We start from the raw sequence: 26,254 nt of genomic DNA, 5'->3' as shown, positions 1-26,254 counted from the left end.
GATGGCGGCGGTTTCCAGGCTGGAGCACCGCTTTCTGGATGCGGGCGACGAACTGAACGACTTCACCCAGACCTGCGCCGCGCGCGGGGTCGATGGGGCCATCGTCGCCTTCACCGGACTGGCGCGTGACCGGGCCAAGGATGGCGCGCGCGTCGATGAACTGCGGCTGGACTGGCATCCGCGCCTGACCGAACAGTCTTTGCAGCGGATCGCCCAGGATGCGCTGGACCGGTTCCCCGTCACGGCGGTCTATGTGGTGCATCGCTGTGGCTGCATGGCGCCGGGCGACACCATCGTCTTCGCCGCCGCCGCATCGCCGCACCGGCGCGAGGCCTTCCAGGCGGCCGATTACCTGATGGACCGGCTCAAGAGCGAGGCGGTGTTCTGGAAACACGAAAGCGGCCCCGATGGCGGCCGCTGGATCGAACCCACTGAGCAAGATGGGGCCGCGCTGGCCCGCTGGAGCGACTGACATGGCCGGCATCGACGACCGCTTTGACTTCCTGCCGCTGAACATCGCGGTGATGACGATTTCGGACACGCGGGACGAAAGCACCGACACCTCGGGCGGTCTGCTGATCGACCGGCTGACGGGGGCGGGCCATGCCCTGGCCGACCGCGCCATCGTCAAGGACGAGGTTCCGGCCATCCAGGCCCGGCTGCGCGACTGGATCGCCGATCCGGGCGTGGATGTGATCCTGACCACCGGCGGCACGGGGTTCGCCCCGCGTGATGTGACGCCCGAGGCGGTGCGCCCGCTGCTGGACCGGGTGATGGACGGCTTTTCGGTGGTGTTCCATCAGGCCAGCCAGACCACCGTCGGCGTCGCCACCCTGCAATCACGGGCCCTGGCCGGCCAGGCGGGCGAGACCTTCATCTTCTGCGTGCCCGGTTCGACCGGCGCCTGTCGCGACGCCTGGGATCTGGTGCTGGACGCCGAACTGGACAGCCGCTTCCGCCCCTGTTCGCTGGTTGGCCAGATCCCGCGCTGTCGGGGCATCTGCCCATGAGCGGCCTGACGCATCTGGACACCGAGGGGCGGGCGCGGATGGTCGATGTCTCGGCCAAGGCGCCCAGCGCGCGCCGCGCCGTCGCCCGCGCCGATCTGCATTGCCGCCCCGAGACCCTGGCCCTGGTTCTGGAAGGCCGCGCGCCCAAGGGGGCGGTGATACAGACCGCCGAGCTGGCGGGCGTTATGGCGGCCAAGCGCACCGCCGACCTGATCCCCCTGTGTCATCCCCTGCCGTTGTCCAAGGCGGCGGTCACGATCACGCCCGACCGCGACCTGCCCGGTTTCCGCATCGAGGCGGAGACGGTCACCGTGGGCGTCACGGGGGTCGAGATGGAGGCCCTGACGGCCGCCTCGGTCGCGGGCCTGACCCTGTACGACATGCTGAAAGCCGTGGACCGCGCCATGCGTCTGGATCAGGTGCGGCTGGTGCTGAAGTCCGGCGGCCGGTCGGGCGAATGGCGGGCGCCGGATGAGGTTTGGCCATGATCGATTTCGATGACGCCGCCGCTCTGGTGCTGGGGCTGGCGCAACCGCTGGAGGCCGAAGATGCGCTTCTGGCCGACGCCTGCGGCCGGGTGCTGGCCGCCCCCGTGACGGCGTTCGCGGATGCACCGTGGCGCGCGGTTTCGGCCATGGACGGCTATGCGGTCCGGGACGCCGATCTGGCGGTCCTGCCGGCGCGGCTGCCGATCGTCGATACGATCTACGCCGGGCGCGCCGATCCTGCGCCTCTTCTTCCGGGAACCTGCGCACGCATCTTCACCGGCGCCCCGACGCCCGAGGGGGCCGACCGGGTCGTGGTGCAGGAACAGGTGACCCAGGATGACGGTCACGCGGTCTTTTCGACCGCGCCGGGCAAGGGCCGCCATGTGCGCGAGCGCGGTTCGGACTTCCGGGCTGGGGATGTGCTGTTGAAAGCCGGCGCGACGCTGACGCCCCAGGCAATGGTCGCCGCCGCCTCGGCCGACCAAGATCGGGTGAATGTGGTGCGCCGCCCCCGTCTGATGGTCGTGGGCACCGGCGACGAACTGGCCGAACCGGGCAGGGCCCGCCAGACGCTGGGCGCCATTCCCGAAAGCGTGTCGTTCGGGGTCATGGCCCTGGCTCGCCAATGGGGCGCCGAGGTCGTGGGCCGTCGCCGCGCGCCCGACGATCCCGCCGCCCTGGAAGCCGTCGCGGCCCAGGCCCTGTCGCTGGCCGATGTGGTGGTGGTGACCGGCGGCGCCTCGGTGGGGGAACGCGATCACGCGCGGGCCATGTTCGGGCCGTCCGGTCTGGACCTGGTCTTCTCCAAGGTCGCCATCAAGCCGGGCAAGCCGGTGTGGATCGGCCGGGCAGGGGGGCGGCTGGTGGTCGGCCTGCCGGGCAATCCGACCTCGGCCCTGGTGACGGCGCGGCTGTTTCTGGCCCCGCTTTTGCACGGCCTGGCGGGCGGCGAGCCGCGCACCGCCCTGGCCTGGGCCTGGGCCGAACTGGCGGGCGATGTCCCGGCGACCGGCGAGCGCGAGACATTCCTGCGTGGACGGCGCCTGGCCGATGGCCGGGTCATGCCGGCGAGCAATCAGGATTCGGGCGCCCAGAAGACACTGGCCGACAGCGATGTCCTGATCCGCCGCCGCGCCGGAGACTCCGGAGCCGGGGCGGGCGAGAGGGTCGAAGTGCTCGCCCTTTAACCCCGGCTCCTTCGCCTTCGCCCGGCCCCTTCGCGTTCGTCGGGAACGCTGGTCTGGGAAAGGGCCGCCGGCGAACCCTGCAGGCTCAATCGAGGAAACGCGGGAACAGAACCGTGTCCTCGATGCGGATGTGAGCGCGCAGGTCTTCGCGGAATTTCCGACATCCTTCGTACAGCCTGCGCCACGAACCGCAGGCGTTGGCGGGCGGGGTCAGGCCGTCGCTCATCTCGTCCAGCACCGCCAGCTGGGCCTCGACGTCCTCGTGCTCGATCATCATGCGGGCGATGGGGTGATGCACCATCGGACCGGCCGCGTTCAGCATCATCGGGAACAGAATCTGCTCCTCCTTCTGCTGGTGCATTTCCAGATCGTCCGCGATCAGGGCCAGCAGGTCGCCCATCCCCAGCGGCGCCTGCGGATGCCGGCGGTGGACGCGTTCGACCTTGCGCGCCAGTTCGATCAGTTCGGGCAGCTCGCGCCTATGGGTCTGATGATAGCGTTCCAGGATGTGCGCGATCAGCGCCGGCGTCGGCATCGACGCTTCGGACATCGTGTCCGGTCGGTCCGGCGCTGTGGCTTCCAGGGTCATGGCCGCGCTCCTGTTGGGCGACCCTTTCCTTAGGCCCGACGCGCGCCGGCCGGCTTGATGGCGGTCAAGGCGAACCTTGATGGTCCGTCTTCAGGCGACAAACCTTCGTCGGCAGAGGGCGCGGCGACGCGCAGGCCGGGGCGCCGCACCGAATCACCTAGCGTTTCGTTCCGGCCGCCAGACGGCCCGTCCCATCGCCAGGATGCGCGTCATGACGAAACATACCGTTCTTGCTCCCGCGGCTCCCGACCTGGGCTTCGCCCTGGCCGGGCCGGAACGGGACGTCACCGTCGATGTGACGTCCTCGATCAACGAATATCTGATGCGGGCCGACTGGCGGGTGAACGCCAACGCCAACCAGGGCTATTCGCTGGGCGGGCTGATCCTGAACGTCTCGGGCAAGGTCATCGCCAACTACTGGCTGTCCCAGGTCTATCCGGCGGCGGTCGGGCGGGCGCACCGCGAGGGCGACCTGCATATCCACGACCTGGACATGCTGGCGGGTTATTGCGCCGGCTGGTCGCTGCGCACCCTGCTGACCGAGGGGTTCAACGGCGTGCCGGGCAAGGTCGAATCCGGCCCGCCGCGCCACATGTCCAGCGCCATCGGCCAGATCGTCAACTTCCTGGGCACGCTTCAGAACGAATGGGCCGGCGCCCAGGCCTTCAGCTCGTTCGACACCTATATGGCGCCGTTCATCCGCAAGGGCGGACTGACCTATGCCGAGGTGCGCCAGTATATTCAGGAGCTGATCTTCAACCTGAACGTCCCCTCGCGCTGGGGCACCCAGACGCCCTTCACCAACCTGACCTTCGACTGGGTTTGTCCCGAAGATCTGCGCGACGAGATCCCGATCATCGGCGGAGAGGCCGCCGACTTCACCTACGGCGATCTTCAGGCCGAGATGGACATGATCAACCGCGCCTACATCGAGGTGATGTGCAAGGGCGACGAAAAGGGCCGGGTCTTCACCTTTCCCATCCCCACCTACAACATCACGCCCGACTTCCCCTGGGAGAGCGAGAACGCCGAACGACTGTTCGAGATGACGGCCAAATACGGCCTGCCCTATTTCCAGAATTTCGTGAACTCGGACCTGAAGCCCAACATGGTGCGGTCCATGTGCTGTCGGCTGCAGCTGGACCTGACCGAGCTGCTGAAACGCGGCAACGGCTTGTTCGGCAGCGCCGAGCAGACCGGATCCCTGGGCGTGGTCACCCTGAACTGCGCGCGCCTGGGGTACCTTTACAAAGGGGACGAGGCGGGGCTGCTGGCGCGGCTGGATGCGCTGATGGACCTGGGCCGCGACAGTCTGGAGATCAAGCGGGGCGTGATCCAGCGGCTGATGGACGACGGCCTGTTCCCCTATACGAAACGCTATCTGGGCACGCTGAGAAACCACTTCTCGACCCTGGGGGTGAACGGGGTCAACGAGATGATCCGCAACTTCACCGACGACGCCCACGACATCACCACCGACTGGGGCCACGCCTTCGCGGTGCGTCTGCTGGATCACGTGCGCGCGCGCATCGTCGAATACCAGGCCGCGACCGGCCACATGTACAATCTGGAAGCCACGCCGGCCGAGGGCACGACCTATCGCTTCGCCAAGGAAGACCGCAAACGCTTCCCCGACATCCTGCAGGCCGGGACCGACGACCAGCCCTATTACACCAACTCCAGCCAGCTGCCGGTGGCCTTCACCGACGATCCGTTCGAGGCGCTGGAGCGGCAAGAGGTGCTGCAGCGGAAATACACCGGCGGCACGGTGCTGCATCTGTACATGGGCACGCGACTGTCCTCGACCGAGGCGTGTCGCCGTCTGGTCCAGCGGGCGCTGACCCGGTTCGGCCTGCCCTACATCACCATCACCCCGACCTTCTCGGTCTGCCCGACGCACGGATACCTGGAGGGCGAGCACGCCTTCTGTCCGCGCTGCGACGAGGAACGCCTGTCCCAAAAGCGGCTGGCCGCCGCCCAAGCCTGACGAAAGGAACCACCATGTTCGACGCCACGCCCGCCGGGGGCGCCGCCCCCGCCGCCCTGACCCTGACCGACGACGAGCGTCAGCCGTGCGAAATCTGGACCCGGGTGATGGGCTATCACCGGCCCGTCTCGTCCTTCAACCGCGGCAAGAAGGGCGAGTTCGCCGAACGCACCTGTTTCGACGAGCGGCAGGCCGGGCTTGGCTGAGATCCGCATCGGCGGGCTGGAGCGGCTGTCGCTGTGCGACTGGCCCGGCGAACTGGTGGCGACCCTGTTTCTTCAGGGCTGTCCCTGGAGCTGCGGCTATTGCCACAACCCGCACCTGATCCCGCCACGCGCGGAAACGGGTCTGGACTGGCAGGCGGCGCTGGCCTTTCTGTCGGGGCGGCGCGGCCTGCTGGACGCGGTGGTGTTTTCGGGCGGCGAGCCGACGCTTCAGACCGCCTTGCCCGTCGCCATGCGCCAGGTGCGCGAGATGGGCTTTCGCATCGGCCTGCATACCGGCGGCCCCTATCCCGCGCGCCTGGCGGCGGTGCTGCCTCTGGTCGACTGGGTCGGCTTCGACGTGAAGGCGCCGTTCGACGCCTATGCCGACACCACCGCTGTTCCCGGCAGCGGCCGCCGGGCGCGCGACAGCCTGCGTCTGCTGCTGGCCAGCGGCGTGGCCTATCAGGTCCGCACCACGGTTCATCCCGGCCTGCTGGACGCGGCGGCCCTGGCGCGGATGCAGGCCGAGTTGGACCAGATGGGCGTCGTCGGCTGGACGCATCAGGCGTTCCGGCCCCAGGGCTGCACGCCCGACGCCCTGGCGGCGCTGGACCGTCTGCGCCGGCCTGCGACCGTCTGACGCCGCCCGTTTGCGCGGCCGCAACCTGTCCGGCGCGGCGCGGCGCTAGACAGACAGTTGATCAAAGGAAGGACGGTCGATGTCCACCGCCGCCGCCATGCGGGCCTATCGCGGCCCCGCCTTGTTCTGTTTCGGCTTCCGGCCCTTCTTCCTGTTCGGCGCCGTCTGGGCCGCCGTGGCCACGCCGATCTGGCTGACCGCCTATGCCCATGGCGGCGCCCTGGCCCAGGCGGGGATCGGGCTGGACTGGCACATTCACGAGATGCTGTTCGGCTTCGTCGGGGCCATCGTGGCGGGTTTCTTGCTGACTGCCGTGCCGAACTGGACCGGGCGTCTGCCGGTGGTCGGGGCGCCGCTGGCGGGGCTGTTTCTGCTGTGGCTGGCGGGACGGGCGGCCATGCTGGCGGCGCCGATGCTGGGCCTGCCCGCCTGGGTCGCCAGCATCGACGCGGTCTTCCTGGTCGTCTTCGCGGGCGTGATCTGGCGCGAGGTTCTGGCCGGGCGCAACTGGCGCAACCTGCCGGTCGCCGTCCTGGCCAGCCTGTTCGCCCTGGCCGATGTCGGGGTTCATCTGCGCGTCGAGCCGGCCGGTCTGGACCTGTTCCTGCGCCTGGCCCTGGCGGCGGTGGCCATGCTGCTGGCGCTGATCGGCGGGCGGGTGACGCCCAGTTTCACGCGCAACTGGCTGGTGCGCAGGGGCGGTCCTCTGCCCGCGCCGCCGGCCGGTCGGTTCGACCAGGCCGTGCTGATCGCCACGGTCGTGACCCTGGGGGCCTGGGTCATGTCGCCCGAAGCGGGGGCGGTCGGCGCCCTGCTGGCGGGGGTCGGTGCGCTGCATCTGGTGCGGCTGGCGCGCTGGCGCGGGTGGCGCACGGGGGCCGAGCCGCTCGTGCTGATCCTGCACATGGGATATCTGTGGCTGCCGGTGGCGTTGATCCTGATGGGCCTGTCGGCGGTGGGGGCAAGCGTTCCCATTTCGGCCGGGATACACGCCCTGACCGCCGGCGCCATGGGGGTGATGATCCTGGCCATGACCACCCGCGCCAGCCGCGGGCATACGGGGCGCCCCCTGGCCGCAGGTTGGGGCACCAGCCTGCTTTATGTCGCGGTCAATCTGGCGGCGATGGCGCGCGTGACGGCCGGCCTGGTTCCCGATCTGCACGTCCCCGGCCTGATCGTCTCGACCGTGCTGTGGAGCGCGGCCTTTGGCGGGTTCGCCCTGATCTATGGCCCCATGCTGCTGAAACCCCGGCCCGATCTGCGCCCGGCTTGATCTTCATCAAGCCCTGTGGCGGCCGGGGTCAACAGCGTCCGGCGCGCCACGCCCTAGACTGTCGCTGAGTTCGCTCCGAGCCGTCCGACCTAACGCCATGCGCCAGGGTCGGCCGGCCGGGCTCCGAAAGGGGCCGAGGGCGCGGCGGGAAACCGCTTCGCCTCCCGTGTTTGGAAAGGAGCTTCCAAATGGCCTTTGAAGGCCACGCCGCCGTCGACGGCTTCGGCCGGCGTTTCCGCTATCTGCGCCTGTCGGTGACGGAGGTGTGCAATTTCCGCTGCACCTACTGCCTGCCCGATGGCTTCAAGAAGACCGGGCCGATGTCCTATCTGGACGTGGACGAGATCGGCCGCCTGGTCGGCGCCTTCGCCGATCTGGGCCTGGGCAAGGTGCGGCTGACCGGCGGCGAGCCGACGGTGCGCAGGGACTTCACCGACATCGTCGCCCGCGTCGCGGCCCAGCCGGGCGTCGGCAAGGTGGCGGTCACGACCAACGGCTGGAATCTGGTGCGGCACGTCGATCGCTGGCGCGCGGCGGGCCTGTCGCATCTGAACGTCAGCATCGACAGCCTGGAGCGGGAAACCTTCGCCCGGATCACCGGTCACGACCGCCTGCCGATGGTTCTGGACGGGATCGAGGCGGCGCTGGACGCCGGGTATCAGGCAGTGAAGGTCAACGCCGTTCTGCTGAAGGAGACCGCCGAGGCGGGCTTCCAGGCCTGGGCCGATTTCGTGCGCGACCGGCCGGTGTCGGCGCGGTTCATCGAACTGATGCGGACCGGCGACAACGCCGACTATTTCGCGGACCATCATGTCGGCGGCGGCGTCCTGCGCGACTGGCTGGACCAGCGGGGATGGACGCCGGCGCCGCGTTCGGGCGACGCCGGGCCGGCGATCGAGTACCGGCATCCCGACCATCGCGGCGCCATCGGCCTGATCGCGCCCTATGCGCCGGGCTTCTGCGACAGCTGCAACCGGCTGCGGGTCACGGCGCGGGGACGGTTGCGTCTGTGCCTGTTCGGCCAGGGCGGCGTGGATCTGCGCCCCTTCCTGTCAGACGACGACCAGCGCGAGGCCCTGCAGGCGGCGGTGCGTTCGGCCCTGACCGGCAAGGCGTCGGGCCACGACCTGCATCTGGCCCGACCGGGCGACACCCGCAACCTGGCGCAGTTCGGCGGCTGATCCGCGGCGCTCGCCTTATCCGCCGAAGGGCGCGACCGGCTGTTTGGGGTCCGGCGGCCAGCTTTCGATTTCGGCCTTGCCCAGCGGTTGCTTGGGCGGCGGCATATGATTGTCGATCAGCGGCGAGGGACGGGCCAGTCGCTCCAGCAACTGGGGCTTGGCGATGGTCACTTCGGGACCATTGACCGACACGCCGTGCCCGGCCAGCCCCGCAAAGGCCCGCGACAGGTTCTCGGGCGTCATGCCCAGCAAAGAGGCCAGCACCCGCTTTTCGTGCGGTAGGACGATGGTCGCGCGACCGTTCTGGCGCACCCGCTGGGTCAGCAGATAGTTGGCCAGCCGCTCGGTCCCGCCGCGCAGCTTCTGGTTCTTCACCGACCGCACCAGACCCCGATAGCAACCCGCCAGTTCGCGCGCGACGGCATAGCCGAAGCCGGCGTCCATCCGCGCCGTGCGTCGCAGGGCCTCGCCCGACAGCATCAGAATCTCGGACCGCTCCAGCGTCCGCGCCGACATCAAGGCCGGGGCGTCCAGCATGACCGCCGCCAGGATGAAGGTCGACACGGGCCGCAGCACGGCCAGGGTGGTTTCCTTGTCCTTCCAAGACCCCTGAAGTTCGACGATGCCGTCCAGCAGCACATACAGGAAGTCGACCGGATCCCCTTCCATCAGCAAGGTGGTGCCGGCGGGGAAACGCTGCAGAAACGATCCGGCGGTCGCGTCGCGGAACGTCTCGTCGGGCAGGCTGGCGAACAACGGCAGCGCCTTGATCCGGTTCAGATCAGACGTTCGCATGGTCATCGGACGCCCTCCGGCCGATTCTGGCGGTTAACTTTCATCAAGCCAGTGTGTCCGCCCCGGCGCGACAGCGCTTTGCGTCAAGACAACTCATCGCCGTCTAGTTTAGCTATTGATTTTCGCTCTCAATAAAATCCCTGTCATCGCGCAACTGGTTTTGAATTCTGGACCGGCGTCTAGGGTGCGCTTGATAAACAGCAAGCCGTACTGATCACGCACGGCGCACATCCTTCCCGACGGAGACAATCTCCAGGTTTCGGGAGGTCGCGAGATGGCGACGGGCGCGAACGGCGGTGTCGGGGCGAATGCAGGCGGGGCCCCGCTTCAACACAAGGGCGCGCAGACGGCCCTGTGGCTCAGCACCTTCGCCTTCACCGCCTGTTTTGCGGTCTGGACGATCTTTTCGATCATCGGCGTCCAGATCAAGGCCGAGCTGGGGCTGAACGAAACCCAGTTCGGACTGCTGGTCGGCACCCCCATTCTGACCGGGTCGCTGATCCGGGTGATCCTGGGCGTCTGGGCCGAACAGTACGGCGGACGGGTGGTCAATCTGATCGTCATGATCCTGGCGGCCGGGGCCACCTTCCTGCTGACCTATGCCGAAACCTATCCGCAGTTTCTGATCGCCGCCCTGGGCGTCGGCATCGCCGGCGGGGCCTTTTCGGTCGGCGTGACCTATGTGTCGAAATTCTTCCCCAAGGAAAAACAGGGCACGGCCCTGGGCGTGTTCGGGGCGGGCAACGTCGGCTCGGCCGTGACCAAATTCGCCGCCCCCTTCGTCATGATCGCCATGGGCTGGGAAGCGGTGGCCCAGATCTGGGCGGCGGCCCTGCTGGTCATCGGCGTGCTGGTCTTCCTGCTGACGCGCGACGATCCCGATCTGGTCGCGCGCCGGGCCACGGGCCAGAAGCCCCAGGCGGCCTGGCTGCAGCTGACCCCGCTGAAGGATCTGCGGGTGTGGCGGTTCTCGCTCTATTACTTCTTCGTCTTCGGCGGCTTTGTCGCCCTGGCGCTGTGGCTGCCGCGCTATCTGACCGGCGTCTATGATCTGGACATCAAGACCGCCGGCATGCTGGCCGCCGCCTATTCGGTGCCCGGCTCGGTGTTCCGCATCTTCGGCGGCTGGCTGTCCGACCGCATCGGCGCGCGCAAGGTCATGTATCTGACCTTTGTCGTCAGCGTGCTCTGCACCTTCATCCTGTCCTATCCGGCCACCAGCTATGTGGTCGAGGGAACCAAGGGCCCCATCGCCTTCCACATGGCCATCGGCCTGCCGCTGTTCGTGGTGCTGGTGTTCGTGCTGGGCTTCGCCATGAGCCTGGGCAAGGCGGCGGTCTACAAGCACATCCCCGTCTATTATCCCGGCCATATCGGTTCGGTCGGCGGCCTGGTCGGCATGATCGGCGGCCTGGGCGGGTTCGTGCTGCCGATCACCTTCGGGATGCTGAACGACCTGACCGGTGTCGCCACCAGCTGCTTCATGCTGCTGTTCGTCCTGGTCGGCGCGGCGCTGCTGTGGATGCACCTGGCCATCGGCCGGATGGAGCGCGCCCACGTCCCGGCTCTCTCGCAACTGCCTGAATTCCCCGAACTGCACGGCCTGCCGACGGCAGGACGCGACGCTCGCTAGCGCAAGGACGCTTCTGCCCATGTCCCGACACGTGCTTCATGACTGGCGCCCCGAAGACCCCGACTTCTGGCGCGCCACCGGCCGCCGGATCGCCCGGCGCAACCTGTGGATCTCGATCCCCAACCTGCTCTTGGCCTTTTCGGTCTGGATGCTGTGGTCCACGGCGGCCACGCGGCTGAACAGCATCGGCTTCCAGTTCTCGACGTCCGAACTGTTCTGGCTGACGGCCCTGCCGGCCCTGTCGGGCGCCACCTTGCGCATCTTCTACGGCTTCATGCCGCCGATCGTCGGCGGGCGGCTGTGGACGACGCTGTCGACCCTGTCGCTGCTGATCCCGGCCATCGGCATCGGCATGGCGGTGCAGGATGTGACGACGCCCTATTCGGTGTTCATCGTCCTGGCGCTGCTTTGCGGCCTGGGCGGCGGGGCCTTCGCCTCGTCCATGGCCAACATCGGCTTCTTCTTTCCCAAGAGCGAGAAGGGCAACGCCCTGGCCCTGAACGCCGGCTTCGGCAATCTGGGGGTCAGCGCCCTGCAGTTCGCCGCGCCTCTGGTCACCGGCCTGGCCGTGTTCGGATCGATCGCCGGCGCGCCCCAGACCGCTGTCGCCAACGGCGTCGAGACCCAGGTCTGGTTGCAGAACGCGGGCTTCTTCTGGGTTCCCTTCATCCTGATCGCCGCCGTCGCCGCCTGGTTCGGCATGAACGACGTGGCCTCGGCCAAGTCCTCGTTCCGCGAGCAGGCCGTGGTGTTCAAGCGCAAGCACAACTGGCTGATGTGCTACCTCTACATCGGCACCTTCGGCTCGTTCATCGGCTTCTCGGCGGCCTTTCCCCTGCTGGGCAAGACCCTGTTCCCGGACGTGAACATCCTGCAGATCGCCTTCCTGGGGCCGCTGGTCGGCGCCGCGTCGCGGGCGCTGACGGGCTGGGTCTCGGACCGGTGGGGCGGGCACAATGTCACCCAGATCGTCTTCGGCGCCCTGCTGATCGGCGTCTTGGGCGTGCTTTACAGCATCGGCGTGTTTGGCGCAGAGGCGACCTTCGGCCTGTTCTTCGCCAGCTTCCTCTGGCTGTTCTTCTGGACCGGCGTGGGCAACGCCTCGACCTTCCAGATGATCCCGGCCCTGGTGCGGGCGGACATGCCGCGCCTGATGCCCGGCGCCACGTCGGAAGAGCGGTTGAAGGCGTCAGAGCGGGAATCGGCGGCCATCGTCGGCTTCTCGTCGGCCATCGGCGCCTATGGCGGCTTCTTCATTCCCCTGGCCTTCGCCAACTCGATGAAGGCGACCGGCGACCCCGCCCTGGCCCTCTACATCTTCCTCGGCTTCTACCTGAGCTGCGCGGTGATCAACTGGCTGTACTACGCCCGGCGCGGCTCGCTCCTGAATGTTTCCCACAGCACGGCGGCCTGACCCATGAGCAACACCCTGGACCGTCTGGCCTTCTTCAAGCGCAAGACCGAACTCTTCTCCGACCGCCACGGCGTCATGAACGACGACGACCGCAGCTGGGAAGAGTCCTATCGAAACCGCTGGCGCCACGACAAGATCGTGCGCTCGACCCACGGGGTGAACTGCACCGGCTCGTGCTCGTGGAAGATCTACGTCAAGGGCGGCATCGTCACCTGGGAGACGCAGCAGACCGACTATCCGCGCACCCGGCCCGAACTGCCGAACCATGAGCCGCGCGGTTGCGCGCGCGGCGCCAGCTACAGCTGGTATCTGTATTCCGCCAACCGGGTGAAATACCCGCTCATCCGCGGCCGTCTGCTGAAGCGCTGGCGCGCGGCGCGGGCGACCCTGACGCCGGTCGCGGCCTGGGCCTCGATCCAGGACGATCCGGCCGCGCGCGCCGACTATGTGCAGATGCGCGGCTCGGGCGGCTTCGTGCGCGCCACCTGGGACGAGGTGAACGAGCTGATCGCGGCCGCCAACGCCCACACGATCCAGCGCTGGGGCCCGGACCGGGTGTTCGGCTTCTCGCCCATCCCGGCCATGTCGATGCTGTCCTATGCGGCCGGCGCCCGTTACCTGCAGCTGCTGGGCGGGGTCTGCGGCTCATTCTACGACTGGTATTGCGACCTGCCGCCCGCCTCGCCCCAGACCTGGGGCGAGCAGACCGACGTGCCGGAATCGGCCGACTGGTACAACTCGGGCTTCATGCTGCTCTGGGGCTCGAACGTGCCCCAGACCCGCACGCCGGACGCCCACTTCTATACCGAGGCGCGCTATCGCGGGGCCAAGTCGGTGGTCATCTGCCCCGACTATTCCGAAGCCTCGAAATTCGGCGACCTGTGGCTGGCGGTGAAACAGGGCACGGACGCGGCCCTGGGCATGGCGTTCGGCCACGTGATCCTGAAGGAATTCCACGTCGACCGGGAAGTGCCCTACTTCCGCGACTATGTGCGCCAGTATTCGGACCTGCCCATGCTGGTGCGGCTGGTGCCGCAGGACGGCGGACTGGTTCCCGAACGCCTGCTGCGCGCGTCGGACTTCGACGGCTCACTGGACCAGGCCAACAATCCCGAATGGAAGACCGTCGCCCTCGACGAGACCACAGGCGAGGTGGTCGTGCCGAACGGCTCGGTCGGCTTCCGCTGGGGCGAGCAGGGCCGCTGGAACCTGGAGGAGAAAGCCGCCGACGGACGCGAGACGAAACTGCGCCTGGGCCTGAAGGGCGTGCATGACGAGGTGGCGGGCGTCCGTTTCCCCTATTTCGCCAACACCGCCTCCAACGGCTTCGCCTCAACCGACCACCCCGACGTCCTGGTGCGCAATGTGCCGGTCAAGCGGATGAAACTGGTCGAGGGCGAGGCCCTGGTGGCCAGCGTCTATGATCTGTTCCTGGCCAACTACGGCGTCGATCAAGGCTTCGGCGGCGAGGCCATGCCGACCGACTACGACGACGCCCAGCCCTATTCGCCCGCCTGGGCCGAGGCCATCACCTCGGTGCCGCGCGACCAGATCATCGCCACGGCGCGCGGGTTCGCGACCAACGCCGAAAAGACCAACGGCAAGTCCATGGTCATCATCGGCGCGGCGATGAACCACTGGTTCCACATGGACATGAACTATCGCGCCGTCATCAACATGCTGGTGATGTGCGGCTGCGTGGGTCAGTCGGGCGGGGGCTGGGCCCACTATGTCGGTCAGGAGAAGCTGCGGCCCCAGTCGGGCTGGGCGCCGGTGGCCTTTGCGCTGGACTGGCTGCGTCCGCCGCGTCAGCAGAACTCGACCTCCTTCTTCTACGCCCACACCGACCAGTGGCGGTACGAGACCGTCTCGGCGGACGAAATCCTGTCGCCCACGGCGCCGGACGGAGACTGGTCCGGCTCGCTGATCGACTTCAACGCCAAGGCGGAACGCCTGGGCTGGCTGCCCTCGGCCCCGGCGCTGAAGACCAATCCGCTGGAGGTGGCGCGTCAGGCCGTCGAAGCGGGCGTCGATCCCAAGGATTACGCCGTCCAGCGGCTGAAGGACCGGTCGCTGGAAATGTCCTGCATGGACCCGGACGATCCGGCCAACTGGCCGCGCAACATGTTCGTCTGGCGCTCGAACCTGCTGGGGTCCTCGGGCAAGGGCCACGAGTATTTCCTGAAGCACCTTCTGGGCGCCGCCCACGGGGTGCAGGGTCAGGATCTGGGCGAAGCCGGCAAGGCCAAGCCCAATGAGGTGGCGTGGCATGACGACGCCCCCGAAGGGAAGCTGGACCTCCTGGTGACGCTGGACTTCCGCATGTCCACCACCGCCGTCTATTCGGACATCGTTCTGCCGACCGCCACCTGGTACGAGAAGAACGACCTCAACACCTCGGACATGCACCCCTTCATCCACCCGCTGACGGCGGCCGTGGACCCGGCGTGGGAGTCGCGGTCCGACTGGGACATCTTCCGCGGCCTGGCCAAGACCTTCTCGGACATCTGTCCCGAGGTTCTGGGCGTCGAGAAGGACGTGGTGCTGACCCCGATCCAGCACGACAGCCCCGGCGAACTGGCCCAGCCGTTCGACGTGAAGGACTGGTGGCACGGGGAATGCGATCCCATCCCCAACCGCACCATGCCCCAGATCACGGTGGTCGAGCGGGATTATCCCAACCTCTACAAGCAGTTCACCTCTATCGGCCCGCTGATGACCAAGATCGGCAACGGCGGCAAGGGCCTGGCCTGGAACACCGAGCACGAGATCGACCTGCTGCGCGCCCTGAACGGCGAAGTGCTGGACGAAGGCGTGTCCAAGGGCCTGCCCAAGATGGAGAGCGCCATCGACGCCTGCGAGGCGGTGCTGATGATGGCGCCGGAAACCAACGGCGAGGTGGCGGTCAAGTCGTGGGCGTCGCTGTCGCGGGTCACGGGGCGCGATCACACCCACCTGGCCCTGCCCAAGGAAGAGGAGAAGATCCGCTTCCGCGACATCGTGGCCCAGCCGCGCAAGATCATCTCGTCGCCGATCTGGTCGGGGCTGGAGTCCGAGCATGTCTGCTACACGGCCAACTATACCAACGTGCACGAGCTGATCCCGTGGCGCACCCTGACGGGCCGCCAGCAGCTGTATCAGGACCACCTGTGGATGCGCGCCTTCGGCGAGGCGCTGTGCGTCTATCGCCCGCCGCTGGATCTCAAGACCACCTGGGTCAAGGGCATGAAGCCCAATGGCGAGACCGAGATCGTCCTGAACTTCATCACCCCGCACCAGAAGTGGGGCATCCACTCCACCTATTCCGACAATCTGATGATGCTGACGCTGAACCGTGGCGGGCCGGTCATCTGGATCTCGGAGACGGACGCCCAGAAGGCCGGCATCATCGACAACGACTGGGTCGAGCTGTTCAACGCCAACGGCGCCATCTCGGCGCGGGCGGTGGTGTCGCAGCGGATGCGTGAGGGGACGACCTTCATGTACCACGCCCAGGAGAAGATCGTGAACACGCCGGGGTCGCAGATCACCGGCCGGCGCGGCGGCATCCACAACTCGGTCACCCGCATCGTGCCCAAGCCGACGCACATGATCGGCGGCTACGTCCAGCTGGCCTACGGCTTCAACTACTACGGCACGGTCGGCTCGAACCGCGATGAATTCGTGGTCGTGCGCAAGATGAACAAGGTCGACTGGCTGGACGAACCCCTCAACGCCAAGGAGACCGCCCGATGAAGGTCCGCGCCCAGATCGGCATGGTGCTGAACCTCGATAAATGCATCGGGTGTCACACCTGCTCCGTCACCTGCAAGAACGTGTGGACCAACCGCGAAGGCGTCGAATACGCCTGGTTCAACAACGTCGAGACCAAGCCCGGCGTCGGCTATCCCAAGGACTGGGAAAACCAGAAACGCTGGAACGGCGGATGGGAGCGCAAGGCCAACGGCCGCATCCAGCCAAAGATGGGGCCGAAGTGGCGCATCCTGGCCAAGATCTTCGCCAACCCCGACCTGCCCGAGATCGACGACTATTACGAGCCGTTCGACTTCGACTACGCCCATCTCCAGGAAGCGCCGGAGATGAAGCATTTCCCCACCGCCCGCCCCCGCTCGAAGGTCAGCGGCCAGCGGATGGAGAAGATCGAATGGGGGCCGAACTGGGAGGAGATCCTGGGCGGCGAATTCGCCAAGCGGTCGCAGGACTATAATTTCGAGGGCGTCGAGAAGGAGATCTACGGAGCCTTCGAAAACACCTTCATGATGTACCTGCCCAGGCTGTGCGAACACTGCCTGAACCCGACCTGCGTCGCCGCCTGTCCGTCGGGCGCCATCTACAAACGCGAAGAAGACGGCGTCGTCCTGATCGACCAGGAGAAATGCCGCGGCTGGCGCATGTGCGTCTCGGCCTGCCCCTACAAGAAGATCTACTACAACTGGGAATCCGGGAAGTCGGAGAAATGCACCTTCTGCTATCCGCGCATCGAATCCGGGTTGCCGACCGTGTGTTCGGAAACCTGCGTCGGTCGCATCCGCTACCTGGGGGTCATGCTGTATGACGCCGACCGCATCGAGGCGGCGGCCAGCGTGGCCGAGGAAGACCTGTATCAGGCCCAGCTCGACGTCTTCCTGGACCCCAACGACCCGGCGGTGATCGCCCAGGCCCGCGCCGATGGCGTGCCGGAGGCCTGGCTGGAGGCGGCGAAACGCAGCCCGGTGTGGAAGATGGCGATGGACTGGAAGGTCGCCTTCCCGCTGCATCCCGAATACCGCACCCTGCCGATGGTCTGGTATGTGCCGCCGCTGTCGCCGATCCAGTCGGCGGCCTCGGTCGGCGCCATCGGGACCGACGGCGACATGCCCGACGTCCGCTCGCTGCGCATCCCGGTAAAATATCTGGCCAACCTGCTGACGGCGGGGGTCGAGGCCCCGGTCGTCACCGCCCTGGAGCGGATGCTGGCCATGCGCGGCTACATGCGGACCAAGACCATCGACGGACGCATCGACCATCCGCTGGCCGAGCGCGTGGGCCTGACCGCCGCCCAGATCGACGACATGTACAAGATCATGGCCATCGCCGATTTCGAGGACCGGTTCGTCATCCCGACGACCCACCGCGAGACGGTCGAGGACGCCTATGACCTGCGCGGCTCGTGCGGCTTCACCTTCGGCAACGGCTGTTCGGGAGGCACGACCGAGGTCGGCCTGTTCGGCCGCAAGGACCGTTCGCGGCCCCGCACCCCCATGGAAGTGAAATGAGGGAGGTCGAATAATGGCCGTCACCTATCGGGCCCTGGCCCTGTTCCTGACCTATCCGACCGAGGGGCTGAAGACCGGCGCCCATGACTATCTGGCCGCCATCCGCGCCGAGGGCCTGGTGTCCGATCCGCTGGTGCGCGCCCTGTCGAAGCTGGCGGACGAACTGGCGCGCGAAGACATTTATGCGCTTCAGGAAAACTACGTTCAGCTGTTCGACCGCACCCGCTCGCTGTCGCTGAACCTGTACGAACATGTGCACGGCGAAAGCCGCGACCGGGGTCAGGCCATGGCCGATCTGGTCGAGCTGTATCAGCAGAACGGGCTGGAGCTGGACGCCAACGAACTGCCGGACTTCCTGCCGGTGTTCCTGGACTATCTGTCCACCCGCCCGGACGCCGAGGCGGCGTCCCTGTTGGGCGAGGCGGCGCATGTGCTGGACGCCATGGGCGAGCGGCTGAAGAAGCGCGACAGCCCCTATCGCGGGGTCTTCGGCGCCCTGTGCGCCCTGGCCGGCGGCGCCGACCGCGAGGCGGTGGCCGCCCTGCTCAGCGAGCCGGACGACAATCCCGACGACCTGGAAGCCATCGACAAGGCCTGGGAGGAGACGGCCGTCACCTTCGGCCCTGGCGACGCCGGCTGTCCCAAGGCCGAGGCCCTGGTCGCGGCCATGAGGGCCGGGCCTGACCCGGCCGCTGAAACCCTGAAACGGCGCGCCTGAGGAGACGAGAGATGCTTGACCTCAACCAGATCCTTTTCGGCGTCTATCCCTACATCGCCCTGGCGGTGCTGGCGATCGGCTCGATCGTGCGTTTCGACCGCGAACCCTATTCCTGGCGCACCGGCTCGTCCCAGCTTCTGCGGCGCAAGCAGCTGGTGATGGGATCGATCCTGTTCCACGTCGGCGTGCTGATGATCTTCGGCGGCCATTTCGTCGGCCTGCTGACGCCGGTGATCGTGTGGGACACCCTGGGCGTTCCGCACAGCGTCAAACAGTTGATCGCCATGGTGGCGGGCGGTTTCGCCGGAACCCTGTGCCTGATCGGCGGCCTGCTGCTGCTGCACCGTCGCCTGTTCGACGCGCGCATCCGGCGCAACTCCAGCTTTGGCGACACGGCGATCCTGATCGTGCTGATGCTCCAGCTGTGCCTGGGCCTGTCCAGCATCTTCGTGTCCATGGAGCATATGGACGGCCACGAGATGGTGAAATTCATGAGCTGGGCCCAGGGGGTTTTCACCTTCCAGCCCGGCGTGGCCAACCACATTGCGGACGTGCACTGGATCTTCAAGGCGCACATCGTGCTGGGCCTGACCATCTTCCTGGTCTTCCCCTTCACCCGGCTGGTGCACATGCTGTCGGCGCCGGTCTGGTATCTGAACCGGCGCGGCTGGCAGCTGGTGCGCAGCAAGCGCATCCTGCCGCTGGACCGCAAGTCCAAGGCCCCGCCGCACCTGCGGGGGCGTCCCTGATGACCGCCGCCGGTCCATCCGTGGTCATCGACGGCGTCGCGGTGCCCGAAAAGCTGATCGCCCAGGAGATCAGCCACCATCCCGCCGCCAGCCTGGCCGAGGCCCGCATCGAGGCGGCCCGCGCCCTGGCCATCCGCGCCCTGCTGCTGAACCGGGCGCGGGGCCTGGACCTGGACGCCAACCCTCAGGTCGATGACGACGGCCGTGAGGAAACCCGTGACGAGGCCCTGATCCGCGTTCTGCTGGACCAGGAAGTCCAGGTGGACGAACCGACGCAAGACGAACGGCGGCGCGTCTATGACGCCGCGCCCGACCGCTTCATGACCCCGACCATGATCGAGGCGTCGCACATCCTGTTGCAGCCGCCCGGAGAAGACGACGCCGACTGGAGCGAAACCGAGGCCCAGGCGAACGTTCTGATCGAACGCCTGTCCGCGCAGCCGGGCCTGTTCGCCGACCTGGCGCGAGAACTGTCTCAGTGTTCGTCACGCGACGTCGGCGGCGCCCTGGGCCAGCTGTTCCCTGGCGACCTGACGCCCGAGGTCGAACGCGCCCTGACCGACCTTGCGCCCGGCCAGATCGGCGACCGGCCGGTGCGTTCGCGTTTCGGCTGGCACGTCCTGCGGCTGGACCGGCGCCAGCCCGGCCGACGCCTGCCGTTCGAGCACGTCCAGGCCGATATCGCCGAGCGTCTTCGCCATCGCGCCTGGGCCGGCGCGGCCGCCCGCTATGTCGCCGCCCTGGCCGACGATGCGCGCGAGACCGGCGTGGCCCTGACGCTGGACGAGGCCGGACAGGTCGCGCCCGGCGCCCTGTCGTTCGGCGATCTGATGGGCGACGGCGAAGCTCTGGCCCTGCGGTCCGAACGCTGGCTGGCGTCGGCGGACCCGGAACTGGCCGAGCTGGCGCGGTCCGAGGCCGAGCGTCGATCACAGCCCATGGCCGCCTTCGTGCGCGAGACCCTGGCCGCCTTCCTGGCCCAGGCCGACGACGAGGTCTGGACCCGCCTGATCTCGGTCGCCCAGGGCGCCGACGACCCGGCGCTGGCCTGCGCCCAGTCGATCCTGCGCCAGACCCTGGCCCCGCCGGCCAAGACCTTCACCCTGATACGGAGACGTTGACGATGCGTCGCATCACTTCGCCCGCCGCCCTGGCGACCTTCCTTGTGACCACGGCCGTCGCGACAGGCGCCGCCGCCCAGACCACCCAGACCGCCCAGACCGCCCAGACCGCCGCCGACAGCGCCAAGGTCATCTTCGACAGCCGCGTGCGGTACGAGAGCGTCGATCAGGACGGCCTGGACCGCGCCTCCGCCCTGACCGTCCGGGCGCGGCTGGGCTGGCGCAGCGAACGGCGCGCGAACCTGCAGTTCCTGATCGAGGGCGAGGCGATCGGCGCCCTGGTCGACGACTATAACGACACCATCCACGGCCCGGCCCGCTATCCGGTGGTGGCCGATCCCGAGACGGTCGAACTGAACCGGCTGCAGCTATCCTGGACCGGCCTGCCGGACACCGAAGTGATCCTGGGCCGCCAGCGTCTGGTGCTGGACAACGCCCGGTTCGTCGGCAACGTCGGCTTCCGCCAGAACGAACAGACTTTTGACGCCGTCACCGTGCGCACCCGCGCCTTCAAGCCGGTAGAGGCGACCTATGCCTATATCGACCGCGTGCATCGCGTGTTCGGCGACGACAGTCCGGTGGGCGAATGGCGATCGGACAGCCATCTGCTGAACCTGTCGGTCCCCACGCCGATCGGCAAGCTGACGGGCTATGGCTACTGGCTGGATTTCGACAATGCGCCGGCCCAGTCGTCGGCGACGGTTGGCGTGCGCCTGGCCGGATCGCGGCCCGTTTCACCCGCCCTCACGGCGCACTGGACCCTGGAACAGGCGCGCCAGTCGGACCATGGCCGCAATCCGGTGCGGTTCGATGTGGACTACACCCTGATCTCCGGCGGCGTGTCGCATGGCCCCTTCACCGCCACCCTGGCCCATGAACGTCTGGGTACGGACAAGGGGCAGGCGTTCCAGACGCCTCTGGCCACCCTGCATGTCTTCCAGGGCTGGGCCGATGTCTTCCTGACCACGCCGGCGGCGGGTCTGCGTGATCGCTCGGCCACCGCGGCCTGGACGGTGCGTCAACCGCCCGTGGGCCGGTCGGCGGTTCTGAGCCTGTCGGCGCGCGAGTTCCATGACGCCGACGGCGACATCCGCTATGGCCGCGAGTTCGACGCCTCGGCCCGGCTGGTTGTCGATGCGCGCTGGGCGGTCGAGGCCAAGGTCGCCCGTTTCGACGGCGCCCGACCGGCCTTCGCCGACCGCACCAAGGTCTGGGTCTCGCTGGAGCACAGCTTCTGATGAGACGCCCGGCTCATTCGCAGCGGCTGAAAGGACCCGGCGTATGACCCGCGAACGGCATATCGAACCCATGCCCGTGACGCTGATGCACGAGCCGCTGGAGTGGCTGTTCGCCGAACACTATCGCCACCGCCAGCTGTGCGCCCTGATCGAACGGGTCGCGACCGCCACCGTGCCGTTGCGCGACGAGATCGCCGAGATCCTGGACTTTCTGCGGTTCGAGCTGCCGCTGCATGTCATCGACGAAGAGGAGGACCTGTTCCCCCTGCTGCGCCGTCGCGCCCTGCCCGAGGACGAGCTGGACAAGATCCTGGGCGTGCTGTCGGCCGACCACAAGGCCGATATGGTCAACGCCGCCCAATTGCGCGCCCTGCTGGAGACCGCCCAGCAGACGGGCGTGCCGCCCGGCGGGCAGCCGGACAACCGGCGCCTGATGACCGCCTTCGCCAGCGGCGAACGGCGCCATATCGCGCTTGAGAACGCCGTCATCCTGCCGATCGCGCGGCTGAGGCTGCGGCCCGAAGACCTGCGCAATCTGGCGCTCAGACTGGCGGCGCGGCGCGGGGTCGTCCTGCCGCCTCTGGCCGCCAATGGGCCGTCGCCCGCGGTGCCGGCCGCGTCATGATCGGCCCGCTGCTGGACGCGAACCTGCACTGGGCGGCGGCCAAGGCGCGCATCGACCCGGAGTTCTTTCGCCGCCTGGCGGTCCAGCAGGACCCCGAATACCTGTGGGTCGGCTGTTCCGACAGCCGCGTCCCGGCCAATGAGATCGTCGGCCTGGATCCGGGCGAACTGTTCGTGCACCGCAACGTCGCCAATCTGACCCCGTCCCAGGACATCAACTTCCTGTCGGTGCTGCAGTATGCGGCCGAGGTTCTGCGCGTCCGCCATGTGATCGTCTGCGGCCACTATGGTTGCGGCGGGGTCCGCACCGCCCTGTCGGAGGACCGGCACGGGCTGATCGACCACTGGCTGCAGCCGGTGCGGCGCCTGGCCGACGAAAGGCGCGGCGAACTGAACCGCATCATCGACGCCGATGCGCGGGTGAACCGCCTGTGCGAATGCAATGTGGTGCGCCAGGTCGAGCTTCTGGCCGCCAATCCCTTCATCCGCGACGCCTGGAGCCGGGGGCAGTCGCTGACCGTCCACGGCTGGATCTATTCGATCCAGGACGGCCTGGTGCGCGATCTGGAAGTCAGCGTGTCCGGCCCGCCGGGCCGCCGCGCCCGAAAGACTCCATGACTTTGCCGGTGGTCATTCTGGCCGGCGGGCAGGGGCGGCGCATCGGCGGCGACAAGCCCCGGCGCCGCCTGGGCGGGCGGACCCTTCTGGACCATGCGCTGATCAGGGCACGGGGTTGGTCGGCCTGTATCGCCGTGGGCGTTCGGTCGCCCGAACAGGCCGGGATCGACGGCTTGCGGCTGCTGATCGACACCCCTGAAATAGAAGGGCCGCTGGCCGGGCTGGCCGCGGCTCTGGACTGGGCGGTCCAGCAGGGCGGCGACCGCGTGCTGGTCGTGCCGTGCGACATGCCCTTCCTGCCCGACGACCTGGCCGGGCGGCTGGCGGCCAATCTGGGACCGGACGACGGCGTCGCGGTCGCCGCCAGCGCGGGACGGCTGCATCCCGTCTGCGCCGTGTGGCGCACCTCGGTGCGGCCATTGCTGGACGAGGTGGTGGGGCAGGGGCGCCTGTCCCTGACGGCCCTGGTCGAACGCGCCGGTCCGGTGGTGGTCGACTGGCCGGTTACGCATCGCGACCCGTTCGCCAACATCAATTCGTCCGCGGATCTGGATCTGGCGGAACGCCTGATGGCCCCGACTGCGACAGGATGACGCCTCGCCACATGGACCGGGTTCTCGTTATGTAGTTCTACTACATAACGAGGTGGATGATGACCTTCCGTGCTCTCCTTCTGGCCGGCGCCGCCGGTTTCGCAGCCCTGGCGTCGGCAGGCGTTGCCCTGGCGCAATCGGCGCCGGCCGACCGTCCCGACGACGCCTATGATCTGGGCGAACTGGTGGTGACGGCGCGCGACCGCGACGGTCAGATCGTCGGCGGCGCCGTGATCCGTAGCGACGACATGCGCCGCTTCGACAAGGCCAGCGTCGATCAGGCGCTGGACCTGATCCCCGGCGCGGCGGCTGGGTCGTCGGGCGGCTCGCGCAACGAGCGTCTGGTGTTCATCCGCGGCTTCGACCGGTTCCAGACCACCCTGTCGATCGACGGGGTGCGGGTGTTCCTGCCGGCGGACAATCGCATCGACTTCGCTCGCTTCCTGACCGCCGACCTGTCGCAGGTGCAGGTGTCCAAGGGCTATGTCTCGGTGCTGGATGGTCCCGGCGGCATGGGCGGGGCCATCAATCTGGTGACCCGGCGGCCCAGTCGGCCGTTCGAGGGCGAACTGCGGGTCGGCGCCGGTTTCGACGCCGATGGCGGGATCAACAGCCACACGGTCTCGGGCCGCATCGGCGGCGCCACGGACCGTTTCTACGCCCAGATCAGCGGGGCGCTGAGCGACCGCGACCACTGGTCCCTGCCCGACGACTTCAAACCGACGACGCTGGAAGACGGCGACGAACGCGAGCTGTCGGCGACCGAGGACTGGCGCATCAATCTGAAGGCCGGCTTCACCCCAAACGCGACCGACGAATACTCTCTGACCTATACCCGCCAGGAAGGGTCCAAGAACGCGCCCTATCACGTCACCGACACGGCCAGCACCCGCTACTGGAGCTGGCCCTACTGGAACATCGACAGCCTGGCCTTCCTGTCGCGGACGCAACTGGGCCAGGACGCCTGGCTGAAGACGCGGCTGTATCGCAACACCTTCGAGAACCTGCTGTCCTCGTTCGACAACGCCGCCCAGACCAGCCAGACCCAGCGCCGGGCCTTCAACTCCTACTATGAGGACGAGGCCTATGGCGGGAACATCGAACTGGGCCTGCGGATCAGCCCGAACGACACCCTGCGCGCCGCCGTCTTCTATCGCCGCGACGAGCATGTGGAGTGGCAGCAGAGCTTCGCCCCGACGCCGTTCATCGAGCCGCCACACACCACGACCGAAGACACATGGTCCATCGCCGTCGAGAACACCCATGCGTTCGGCGAGGCGGTCGATCTGATCGTGGGCGTGTCCTGGGACTACCGCGACCTGCAGCGGGCCGAGGACTTCAACGACAACAAATTCGTCTATCACCCCCTGACCGACGACAGCGCCCTGAACGCTCAGGCCATGCTGGTCTGGCGGCCGGACGTCGATAGCCAAGTCTATGCCAGCGTCTCGTCCCGCACGCGGTTCCCGACCCTGTTCGAGCGTTTCAGCTCGCGCTTCGGAACGGCCATTCCCAACCCCGACATCACCGCCGAACGGGCGCTGAATTTCGAGATCGGCGGCCGACGCCGGATCGCCTCGGGTCTCCAGGTCGAAGGCGCGATCTTCTATGCCGACATTCAGGACGCCTTGATCCAGATTCCGGTGGATCTGGGCCCGCCCTTCGGCGTGACCAACCAGACGCGCAACGCCGGTTCGGGCGCCAACTATGGTTTCGAGGCCGCGATCACGGGCCAGGCGTCGCCGACCCTGCGGCTGGGCGCCAACTATACCTGGCTGAGGCGTGATTTCGACGTGCCTGGCGATCCGGCCTATCGCGCGACCGGCGCGCCTGAGCACAAACTGTTCGCCTGGGCCGACTGGGACGTCACGCCGCGCCTGACCGTCACCCCCAGTCTCGAGGCGACCTCGGACCGCTGGACTTACCGGTCGGTCGCGCCCGTCGGCTATTACAAGGCGGACTCGGTCATCCTGGCGCATCTGTCGGGACAGTTCGCCCTGACGCCGCGCATCGACCTGATCGGCGGCGTTCGGAATCTGCTGGACGAGACCTATGTCCTGACCGATGGCTTCCCGGAGGAAGGCCGAAACTTCCGGCTCGACCTGCGGATGCGGTTCTAGGCATGGGGACAGGCGGATGAGCGACGAGGCGGACCTGGGCGCCCTTCTGACGGTCACGCGGGGCGACGGCGGGCGGCTGCGGCTGGACCGCATCGCCCTGATCGAGGCGGTCGGCGAGCTGGGCTCCATCAGCGCGGCGGCCAAGACCCAGGGCCTCAGCTACAAGGGGGCCTGGGACGTCATCCAGGCGTTGAACAATCTGTTCGACACCCCCCTGGTCGAGGCGGCGCCCGGCGGCAAGGGCGGGGGGGCGGCCCAGGTCACCCCGCGCGGCCGCGCCGCCATCGTCGCCTTTCGCCGTATCCAGTCCGAACTGGACGCCGCCCTGTCCAAGATGGACGCCACGCTCGCGGGGGAATTCTCCCGCGACCTTTTCTGGAGCCTGGGCATGAGAACCAGCGCACGCAACGCCCTGCGCGGCGTCGTCACCCGCGTCGTCCCCGGCGCCGTCAACAGCGAGGTGGTTCTGAGCCTCGCCGACGGGGTCGAGATCGTCGCCATCCTGACCCGGCGCAGCATCGAGGATTTGCAACTGGACGTCGGCCGCCCGGCCATCGCCCTGATCAAGTCCAGCTTCGTCGTCCTGGCCAAGGGCGAAAACCTGCGCACCTCGGCCCGCAACCAGATCGCCGGAACCGTCGCCGGGCGCGAGGACGGCGCCGTCAACAGCGAGATCGCCGTCGACATCGGCGGCGGCAAGACCCTGACCGCCACCATCACCATCGAAAGCGCCAACACCCTGGAGCTGGCCGTCGGCGACGCCGTCACCGCCCTGGTCAAGGCGCCCCACGTCATCCTGGCCGTCGAATAGGAAC

At 67.9% G+C, this 26,254-nt stretch carries 24 protein-coding genes and 1 riboswitch; of the genes, 22 read left to right on the top strand and 2 right to left on the bottom strand.

Features of this window, described 5'->3' with window-relative positions:
• Window position 1: 1 nt before the first annotated feature.
• The 4 genes from Q0581_RS08620 to glp are packed head-to-tail and all read left to right on the top strand — an operon-like array spanning window position 2 to window position 2,685.
• Window positions 2–472: a molybdenum cofactor biosynthesis protein MoaE gene (locus Q0581_RS08620; protein ID WP_298699428.1), complete on the top strand. Its 471-nt coding sequence runs from the start codon at window positions 2–4 to the stop codon at window positions 470–472.
• Between the two features lies 1 nt (window position 473).
• On the top strand, window positions 474–1,010 hold the full coding sequence (gene moaB / locus Q0581_RS08615) for a molybdenum cofactor biosynthesis protein B (protein WP_298699426.1): 537 nt from the start codon (window positions 474–476) through the stop codon (window positions 1,008–1,010).
• Entirely contained in the window at window positions 1,007–1,498 is a 492-nt protein-coding gene (moaC, locus tag Q0581_RS08610) for a cyclic pyranopterin monophosphate synthase MoaC (RefSeq protein ID WP_298699424.1), read from the top strand. The genes moaB and moaC overlap by 4 nt, the downstream gene beginning before the upstream one ends.
• On the top strand, window positions 1,495–2,685 hold the full coding sequence (gene glp, locus Q0581_RS08605) for a gephyrin-like molybdotransferase Glp (protein ID WP_298699422.1): 1,191 nt from the start codon (window positions 1,495–1,497) through the stop codon (window positions 2,683–2,685). Before moaC ends, glp begins: the two co-directional genes overlap by 4 nt.
• An 85-nt stretch (window positions 2,686–2,770) precedes the next feature.
• Here glp and Q0581_RS08600 read toward each other — a convergent pair whose 3' ends face one another.
• A complete protein-coding gene (locus tag Q0581_RS08600) occupies window positions 2,771–3,274 on the bottom strand; it encodes a hemerythrin domain-containing protein (RefSeq protein WP_298699421.1) in 504 nt (167 codons plus the stop codon).
• Window positions 3,275–3,485: 211 nt separating this feature from the next.
• Here Q0581_RS08600 and Q0581_RS08595 point away from each other — a divergent pair, with 211 nt between their 5' ends.
• The 5 genes from Q0581_RS08595 to moaA all read left to right on the top strand — a co-directional run bounded on the left by Q0581_RS08595 (window position 3,486) and on the right by moaA (window position 8,561).
• The gene (locus Q0581_RS08595; RefSeq protein WP_298699419.1) at window positions 3,486–5,261 is read left to right on the top strand and encodes a ribonucleoside triphosphate reductase; all 1,776 of its coding nucleotides are present in this window, start codon (window positions 3,486–3,488) and stop codon (window positions 5,259–5,261) included.
• Between the two features lie 14 nt (window positions 5,262–5,275).
• Window positions 5,276–5,467, top strand: a complete 192-nt coding sequence (nrdD, locus tag Q0581_RS08590) for an anaerobic ribonucleoside-triphosphate reductase (RefSeq protein WP_298699417.1) — start codon at window positions 5,276–5,278, stop codon at window positions 5,465–5,467.
• Window positions 5,460–6,107 (top strand): anaerobic ribonucleoside-triphosphate reductase activating protein, encoded by a 648-nt coding sequence (locus tag Q0581_RS08585; RefSeq protein WP_298699415.1) that lies wholly within the window; start codon window positions 5,460–5,462, stop codon window positions 6,105–6,107. The genes nrdD and Q0581_RS08585 overlap by 8 nt, the downstream gene beginning before the upstream one ends.
• Window positions 6,108–6,186: 79 nt before the next feature.
• Window positions 6,187–7,380 carry an NnrS family protein gene (locus tag Q0581_RS08580; RefSeq protein WP_298699413.1) on the top strand — a complete coding sequence of 398 codons (1,194 nt, stop codon included), beginning with the start codon at window positions 6,187–6,189 and terminating at the stop codon, window positions 7,378–7,380.
• Window positions 7,381–7,441: 61 nt separating this feature from the next.
• A riboswitch (molybdenum cofactor riboswitch) is annotated at window positions 7,442–7,579 on the top strand.
• Window positions 7,569–8,561, top strand: coding sequence for a GTP 3',8-cyclase MoaA (gene moaA, locus Q0581_RS08575; RefSeq protein WP_298699412.1), 993 nt, complete (start codon window positions 7,569–7,571; stop codon window positions 8,559–8,561). It overlaps the preceding riboswitch by 11 nt.
• Window positions 8,562–8,576: 15 nt before the next feature.
• Here moaA and Q0581_RS08570 read toward each other — a convergent pair whose 3' ends face one another.
• Window positions 8,577–9,362, bottom strand: coding sequence for a cyclic nucleotide-binding domain-containing protein (locus Q0581_RS08570; protein ID WP_324523689.1), 786 nt, complete (start codon window positions 9,360–9,362; stop codon window positions 8,577–8,579).
• 268 nt (window positions 9,363–9,630) lie between these two features.
• Between Q0581_RS08570 and Q0581_RS08565 the strand changes: the two genes are divergently transcribed.
• The 13 genes from Q0581_RS08565 to Q0581_RS08505 are packed head-to-tail and all read left to right on the top strand — an operon-like array spanning window position 9,631 to window position 26,250.
• Entirely contained in the window at window positions 9,631–10,989 is a 1,359-nt protein-coding gene (locus tag Q0581_RS08565) for a nitrate/nitrite transporter (RefSeq protein WP_298699410.1), read from the top strand.
• Between the two features lie 19 nt (window positions 10,990–11,008).
• Window positions 11,009–12,403: an MFS transporter gene (locus Q0581_RS08560; protein ID WP_298699408.1), complete on the top strand. Its 1,395-nt coding sequence runs from the start codon at window positions 11,009–11,011 to the stop codon at window positions 12,401–12,403.
• A 3-nt stretch (window positions 12,404–12,406) separates the two neighbouring features.
• Window positions 12,407–16,138 (top strand): nitrate reductase subunit alpha, encoded by a 3,732-nt coding sequence (locus Q0581_RS08555; RefSeq protein ID WP_298699407.1) that lies wholly within the window; start codon window positions 12,407–12,409, stop codon window positions 16,136–16,138.
• Window positions 16,135–17,658 (top strand): nitrate reductase subunit beta, encoded by a 1,524-nt coding sequence (narH, locus tag Q0581_RS08550; protein WP_298699405.1) that lies wholly within the window; start codon window positions 16,135–16,137, stop codon window positions 17,656–17,658. Before Q0581_RS08555 ends, narH begins: the two co-directional genes overlap by 4 nt.
• A gap of 13 nt (window positions 17,659–17,671) precedes the next feature.
• Complete coding sequence (narJ, locus tag Q0581_RS08545; RefSeq protein WP_298699403.1) at window positions 17,672–18,376, top strand: nitrate reductase molybdenum cofactor assembly chaperone; 705 nt, start codon at window positions 17,672–17,674, stop codon at window positions 18,374–18,376.
• Window positions 18,377–18,387: 11 nt separating this feature from the next.
• Window positions 18,388–19,125, top strand: a complete 738-nt coding sequence (gene narI, locus Q0581_RS08540) for a respiratory nitrate reductase subunit gamma (RefSeq protein WP_298699402.1) — start codon at window positions 18,388–18,390, stop codon at window positions 19,123–19,125.
• Entirely contained in the window at window positions 19,125–20,246 is a 1,122-nt protein-coding gene (locus Q0581_RS08535; protein WP_298699401.1) for a peptidylprolyl isomerase, read from the top strand. The genes narI and Q0581_RS08535 overlap by 1 nt, the downstream gene beginning before the upstream one ends.
• Before the next feature lie 2 nt (window positions 20,247–20,248).
• Complete coding sequence (locus tag Q0581_RS08530; protein ID WP_298699398.1) at window positions 20,249–21,484, top strand: hypothetical protein; 1,236 nt, start codon at window positions 20,249–20,251, stop codon at window positions 21,482–21,484.
• A gap of 43 nt (window positions 21,485–21,527) precedes the next feature.
• Window positions 21,528–22,109, top strand: a complete 582-nt coding sequence (locus tag Q0581_RS08525; protein ID WP_298699396.1) for a hemerythrin domain-containing protein — start codon at window positions 21,528–21,530, stop codon at window positions 22,107–22,109.
• Window positions 22,106–22,726 carry a carbonic anhydrase gene (locus tag Q0581_RS08520; RefSeq protein WP_298699395.1) on the top strand — a complete coding sequence of 207 codons (621 nt, stop codon included), beginning with the start codon at window positions 22,106–22,108 and terminating at the stop codon, window positions 22,724–22,726. The genes Q0581_RS08525 and Q0581_RS08520 overlap by 4 nt, the downstream gene beginning before the upstream one ends.
• The gene (locus Q0581_RS08515) at window positions 22,723–23,319 is read left to right on the top strand and encodes a molybdenum cofactor guanylyltransferase (RefSeq protein WP_298699393.1); all 597 of its coding nucleotides are present in this window, start codon (window positions 22,723–22,725) and stop codon (window positions 23,317–23,319) included. Before Q0581_RS08520 ends, Q0581_RS08515 begins: the two co-directional genes overlap by 4 nt.
• A 59-nt stretch (window positions 23,320–23,378) precedes the next feature.
• Window positions 23,379–25,439, top strand: coding sequence for a TonB-dependent receptor (locus tag Q0581_RS08510; RefSeq protein WP_298699391.1), 2,061 nt, complete (start codon window positions 23,379–23,381; stop codon window positions 25,437–25,439).
• Between the two features lie 16 nt (window positions 25,440–25,455).
• Window positions 25,456–26,250, top strand: a complete 795-nt coding sequence (locus tag Q0581_RS08505; protein WP_298699389.1) for a TOBE domain-containing protein — start codon at window positions 25,456–25,458, stop codon at window positions 26,248–26,250.
• Window positions 26,251–26,254: the final 4 nt, after the last annotated feature.

The organism is uncultured Brevundimonas sp. (assembly GCF_937863155.1).
Classification (GTDB): Bacteria; Pseudomonadota; Alphaproteobacteria; order Caulobacterales; family Caulobacteraceae; genus Brevundimonas.
Note: the sequence above shows the minus strand (reverse complement) of the source record. Positions and strands in the feature narration are given on the sequence as shown.

Coding starts and splice junctions, on each gene's coding strand:
- Q0581_RS08565 (WP_298699410.1), top strand. CDS start 9,631: ATGGCGACGGGCGCGAACGGCGGTGTCGGGGCGAATGCAGGCGGGGCC.
- narJ (WP_298699403.1), top strand. CDS start 17,672: ATGGCCGTCACCTATCGGGCCCTGGCCCTGTTCCTGACCTATCCGACC.
- moaA (WP_298699412.1), top strand. CDS start 7,569: ATGGCCTTTGAAGGCCACGCCGCCGTCGACGGCTTCGGCCGGCGTTTC.
- nrdD (WP_298699417.1), top strand. CDS start 5,276: ATGTTCGACGCCACGCCCGCCGGGGGCGCCGCCCCCGCCGCCCTGACC.
- Q0581_RS08600 (WP_298699421.1), bottom strand. CDS start 3,274: ATGACCCTGGAAGCCACAGCGCCGGACCGACCGGACACGATGTCCGAA.
- narH (WP_298699405.1), top strand. CDS start 16,135: ATGAAGGTCCGCGCCCAGATCGGCATGGTGCTGAACCTCGATAAATGC.
- Q0581_RS08535 (WP_298699401.1), top strand. CDS start 19,125: ATGACCGCCGCCGGTCCATCCGTGGTCATCGACGGCGTCGCGGTGCCC.
- Q0581_RS08520 (WP_298699395.1), top strand. CDS start 22,106: ATGATCGGCCCGCTGCTGGACGCGAACCTGCACTGGGCGGCGGCCAAG.
- Q0581_RS08555 (WP_298699407.1), top strand. CDS start 12,407: ATGAGCAACACCCTGGACCGTCTGGCCTTCTTCAAGCGCAAGACCGAA.
- Q0581_RS08505 (WP_298699389.1), top strand. CDS start 25,456: ATGAGCGACGAGGCGGACCTGGGCGCCCTTCTGACGGTCACGCGGGGC.
- Q0581_RS08570 (WP_324523689.1), bottom strand. CDS start 9,362: ATGACCATGCGAACGTCTGATCTGAACCGGATCAAGGCGCTGCCGTTG.
- Q0581_RS08510 (WP_298699391.1), top strand. CDS start 23,379: ATGACCTTCCGTGCTCTCCTTCTGGCCGGCGCCGCCGGTTTCGCAGCC.
- Q0581_RS08620 (WP_298699428.1), top strand. CDS start 2: ATGGCGGCGGTTTCCAGGCTGGAGCACCGCTTTCTGGATGCGGGCGAC.
- Q0581_RS08560 (WP_298699408.1), top strand. CDS start 11,009: ATGTCCCGACACGTGCTTCATGACTGGCGCCCCGAAGACCCCGACTTC.
- moaB (WP_298699426.1), top strand. CDS start 474: ATGGCCGGCATCGACGACCGCTTTGACTTCCTGCCGCTGAACATCGCG.
- narI (WP_298699402.1), top strand. CDS start 18,388: ATGCTTGACCTCAACCAGATCCTTTTCGGCGTCTATCCCTACATCGCC.
- Q0581_RS08525 (WP_298699396.1), top strand. CDS start 21,528: ATGACCCGCGAACGGCATATCGAACCCATGCCCGTGACGCTGATGCAC.
- Q0581_RS08515 (WP_298699393.1), top strand. CDS start 22,723: ATGACTTTGCCGGTGGTCATTCTGGCCGGCGGGCAGGGGCGGCGCATC.
- Q0581_RS08595 (WP_298699419.1), top strand. CDS start 3,486: ATGACGAAACATACCGTTCTTGCTCCCGCGGCTCCCGACCTGGGCTTC.
- Q0581_RS08580 (WP_298699413.1), top strand. CDS start 6,187: ATGTCCACCGCCGCCGCCATGCGGGCCTATCGCGGCCCCGCCTTGTTC.
- Q0581_RS08530 (WP_298699398.1), top strand. CDS start 20,249: ATGCGTCGCATCACTTCGCCCGCCGCCCTGGCGACCTTCCTTGTGACC.
- moaC (WP_298699424.1), top strand. CDS start 1,007: ATGAGCGGCCTGACGCATCTGGACACCGAGGGGCGGGCGCGGATGGTC.
- glp (WP_298699422.1), top strand. CDS start 1,495: ATGATCGATTTCGATGACGCCGCCGCTCTGGTGCTGGGGCTGGCGCAA.